This window comes from Dietzia sp. E1 (genome assembly GCF_014145015.1).
GTDB lineage: Bacteria > Actinomycetota > Actinomycetes > Mycobacteriales > Mycobacteriaceae > Dietzia > Dietzia cinnamea_A.
Map to the genome: position 1 here is coordinate 1 of NZ_JAALDU010000381.1, position 3,577 is coordinate 3,577.

The following is a 3,577-nucleotide window of genomic DNA, read 5'->3' on the forward strand; positions in this document are numbered from 1 at the left end:
CAGGCCTACGGCCTCACAACTTCATAGTGAAGGGCCGGTTTGCACCGGTGGCCTTTGGTATGCGTTCCGTTTCTACTCCGCAGGAACCGGCGGTGCAGATGCCCCCGGTCAGCGCCTTCTCTCCGCTCGGCCGGGGTGGTGGCGGTTGTCGTGGGCTGTTAACGTCGGGTCTGTCCACACGGGAGCCCTAATGCAGGGGCTGAGATCGGGCTGAAGCAGCCTGCGACCGTCGAACCTGCCCGGGTAATGCCGGCGAAGGAAGTAGGAGCACCTCACATGAGTGCATCGAAATCGCGCGCACTGACGTATGTCCACGACACCGAACATGATCTCCGAGTGCCGGTCACCGAGATCGCCCTGGAGGATTCTCCGGGCGGGGCGCCGAACGCCCCGGTGCGGGTCTACCGCACAGCCGGCCCGGGCAGTGACCCGGTGGTCGGGCTCCCGCCGCTGCGGGCCGCGTGGATCCGGGGCCGCGAGGACGTCGAGGAGTACGAGGGTCGGGAGCGGAATCTGCTCGACGACGGCCGCTCGGCAATCCGGCGGGGTGAGGCCTCCCAGGAGTGGAAAGGCGCGACTCCGGTGCTTCTCCGGGGCAGAGAGGGCCGGACGGTCACGCAGATGCACTACGCCCGCGCGGGGATCATCACCGAGGAGATGCGCTTCGTGGCCTTGCGCGAGAACTGCGACGTCGAGCTGGTGAGGTCCGAACTGGCGGCAGGGCGGGCGATCATCCCGGCCAACGTCAACCACCCCGAAGCCGAGCCGATGATCATCGGCAGGGCCTTCCTGGTGAAGATCAACGCCAACATCGGCAACTCAGCCGTCACCAGCTCGATCGCCGAGGAGGTGGACAAGATGCAATGGGCCACCAAGTGGGGAGCTGACACGGTGATGGATCTATCCACTGGCGATGACATTCACACCACCCGCGAGTGGATCATCCGCAACTCGCCGGTGCCGATCGGCACCGTGCCGATCTACCAGGCTCTAGAAAAGGTCAACGGGCAGGCCAACGAGCTGACCTGGGAGATTTTCCGGGACACCGTGATCGAGCAGTGCGAACAGGGTGTGGACTACATGACGATTCACGCCGGAGTATTGCTGCGCTACGTGCCGCTCACAGCCGATAGGGTCACCGGAATCGTCTCCCGGGGCGGGTCGATCATGGCCGGTTGGTGTCTAGCCCACCACCAGGAGAACTTCCTCTACACCCACTTCGACGAGCTCTGCGAAATCTTCGCCCGCTACGACGTCGCCTTCTCCCTGGGCGACGGGCTACGCCCGGGGTCGATCGCCGACGCCAACGACGCCGCCCAGTTCGCCGAACTCGACACCCTGGCCGAGCTCACCGCCCGGGCCTGGGAGTACGACGTGCAGGTCATGGTCGAGGGCCCCGGGCACATCCCGCTGCATCTGGTGCGGGAGAACGTCGAGCGACAGCAGGAACTGTGCCACGGAGCCCCGTTCTACACCCTGGGCCCGCTGGTCACCGACATCGCGCCGGGCTATGACCACATCACCTCCGCGATCGGGGCCACGGAGATCGCTCGCTATGGCACGGCCATGCTGTGCTACGTCACCCCCAAGGAGCATCTCGGACTGCCGAACAAAGAGGATGTGAAGACCGGGGTCATCACCTACAAGATCGCCGCTCACGCTGCGGACCTGGCCAAGAACCACCCCGGAGCGGCCGAGCGAGATCATGCGCTGTCGAAGGCGCGGTTCGAGTTCCGGTGGCGAGACCAGTTCGCATTGTCTTTGGACCCCGACACCGCCGAGGCGTTCCACGACGAGACGCTGCCGGCCGAGCCGGCCAAGACCGCGCACTTCTGCTCAATGTGCGGGCCGAAGTTCTGCTCCATGCGCATCTCCCAAGACATCCGCAACCAGTTCGGTGGCGCCGAAGAGCAAGAAGCAATCGCCGGGATGCAGCAGAAGTCCGCCCAGTTCCGGGCCGCCGGATCCACTGTCTACCTGGACGCCCCCACAGTCCCCACGAACAGAGGGCCGCTCTAGCCCACCCATACCATGATCTTCGTGGCTTCGCTGCCCCCGGGTTGGAGGTGTCCAGGATTTCAGATCAATCCGAGATCGGTGGCCCGGGCCACAGCGGCGGTTCGGGATGAGACGCCGAGCTTGTGGAAGGTATGGGCAAGGTGGGTTTTCGCTGTTGTCTCGGACATTTGCAGCGCCGCCGCAGCCTGGCGGTTGGTGGCTCCCGTGGCCACGGTCTTGAGGACGTCGATCTCGCGATCAGTGAGTCTTGGTTGCGGTACTCGCAGTCGGCCTATGAGGGTCGCTGCAACGGTGGGGGAGAGTGCGCTTTCCCCGGCTGCGGCGGCGCGGACGGCACCTAGAAGCTCGTCCGGATCGGCGTCTTTCAAGAGGTAGCCGCAGGCTCCGGCCTCTACGGCGCCAAGGATGTCCGCGTCGGTGTCGTGGCTAGTCAGAACCAACACCTGGGGCGGGTCGGGAAGAGTACGAAGTATTGATGTCGCCCGGACTCCGGCAGTGGCGTCCCCGGCGAACCGAAGGTCCATCAGCACGACATCGATGTCACCTACTCGTGCACCAGCCCCCGGAGGGTTCCCGTGGTTCTGGCTGTCCTTCCCGGCGGCGGCGTTGTTGGTGGCCGGGTCGCTTCACGTGTGGCTCCCTGCTTTCGGCGAGCCCGGTGGTTGGTGGAGGTACATGCCGCTGACGAACAGACAGGCTGTGATCGGTGTCGCGGGCCCTGAGTTTTACTGGTTGATGCAGGCTCGTTCGGTGGGGGCATGGATTCTCCCGATACTCGCGCTGGCCGCGGTGGGGCTATCGGTGTGGGCGTGGAGGCGCGGCCGAGTGTGACGCGATGGTCTCGGCATGACTCGACACGATCGCCGTCAGGCCTCCGCCAGCCGTACGTGCCGGATCGGCCCGTGTAGCGAGGTGACCAGCAGGTCGCGCTCGGCGAAATCCCCGAACCCGTCGGCCACGACCACGGCCGTGGCGCGTGGAATCCCGCCGACCAGGACGCACGCGTCGCCGGTGCCGCGGTCGACTCGGAACACCTCGCCGGTGGTCCACGACGTCACGTAGAGGGCCTGCGGGGTCACGGCCAGATCGTCGAGCCCGCGGGCGATCTCGGGTGGGGTGGTGAGCTCCCTCGTCGTCGTCGCCTCCGGTCGGTCCAGCGGCACCTCCAGCACCACGGTGCGCGTGGTCGACTGGGTGACGTACGCGGTGTCGCCCTCGATCGCGATCCCGTTGGACACGCCGATCGCCGCGCGGCGTGACCACTCGTCGTCGACCTCGCCGGCCGCGGTGACCCGCGTCAGTCGGTCCGTCTCCAGGCTGGTCAGGTACCGGTTCCCGGCGGCGTCCACGGCCAGGCCGTTCATCCGGGCGTTCAGGCGCGCCTCGATCCGCGCCTCGATCCGCGCCCCGATCCGCGCCTCGGGGCGCTCGGCGGTCGGGTCGAACGTCACCACGTCGGACCGGTCGGCCAGGTACCCCGTGCCGGCGGCGACGTGCATGCGCCCGTCGGGGCCGAGCGCGATCCCACCCGGCGCGCGGACGGCGACCGACGCCACCA

General features: G+C 67.0%; 1 protein-coding gene, 2 pseudogenes and 1 riboswitch. Of the genes and pseudogenes, 1 reads left to right on the plus strand and 2 read right to left on the minus strand.

Annotated features, from left to right (window positions below; translation table 11 throughout):
- Positions 1-168: 168 nt before the first annotated feature.
- Positions 169-278: riboswitch (TPP riboswitch) on the plus strand.
- Positions 277-2,019, plus strand: coding sequence for a phosphomethylpyrimidine synthase ThiC (gene thiC, locus G6030_RS12420; protein WP_182643329.1), 1,743 nt, complete (start codon positions 277-279; stop codon positions 2,017-2,019). (Overlaps the previous riboswitch by 2 nt.)
- Positions 2,020-2,078: 59 nt before the next feature.
- Here the strand turns inward: thiC and G6030_RS12425 are convergent.
- Both G6030_RS12425 and G6030_RS12430 read right to left on the minus strand, forming a co-directional pair.
- Positions 2,079-2,558: pseudogene (locus G6030_RS12425) on the minus strand (response regulator transcription factor); the annotation flags it as partial.
- Positions 2,559-2,885: 327 nt separating this feature from the next.
- A pseudogene (locus tag G6030_RS12430) lies at positions 2,886-3,577 on the minus strand (hypothetical protein); the annotation flags it as partial.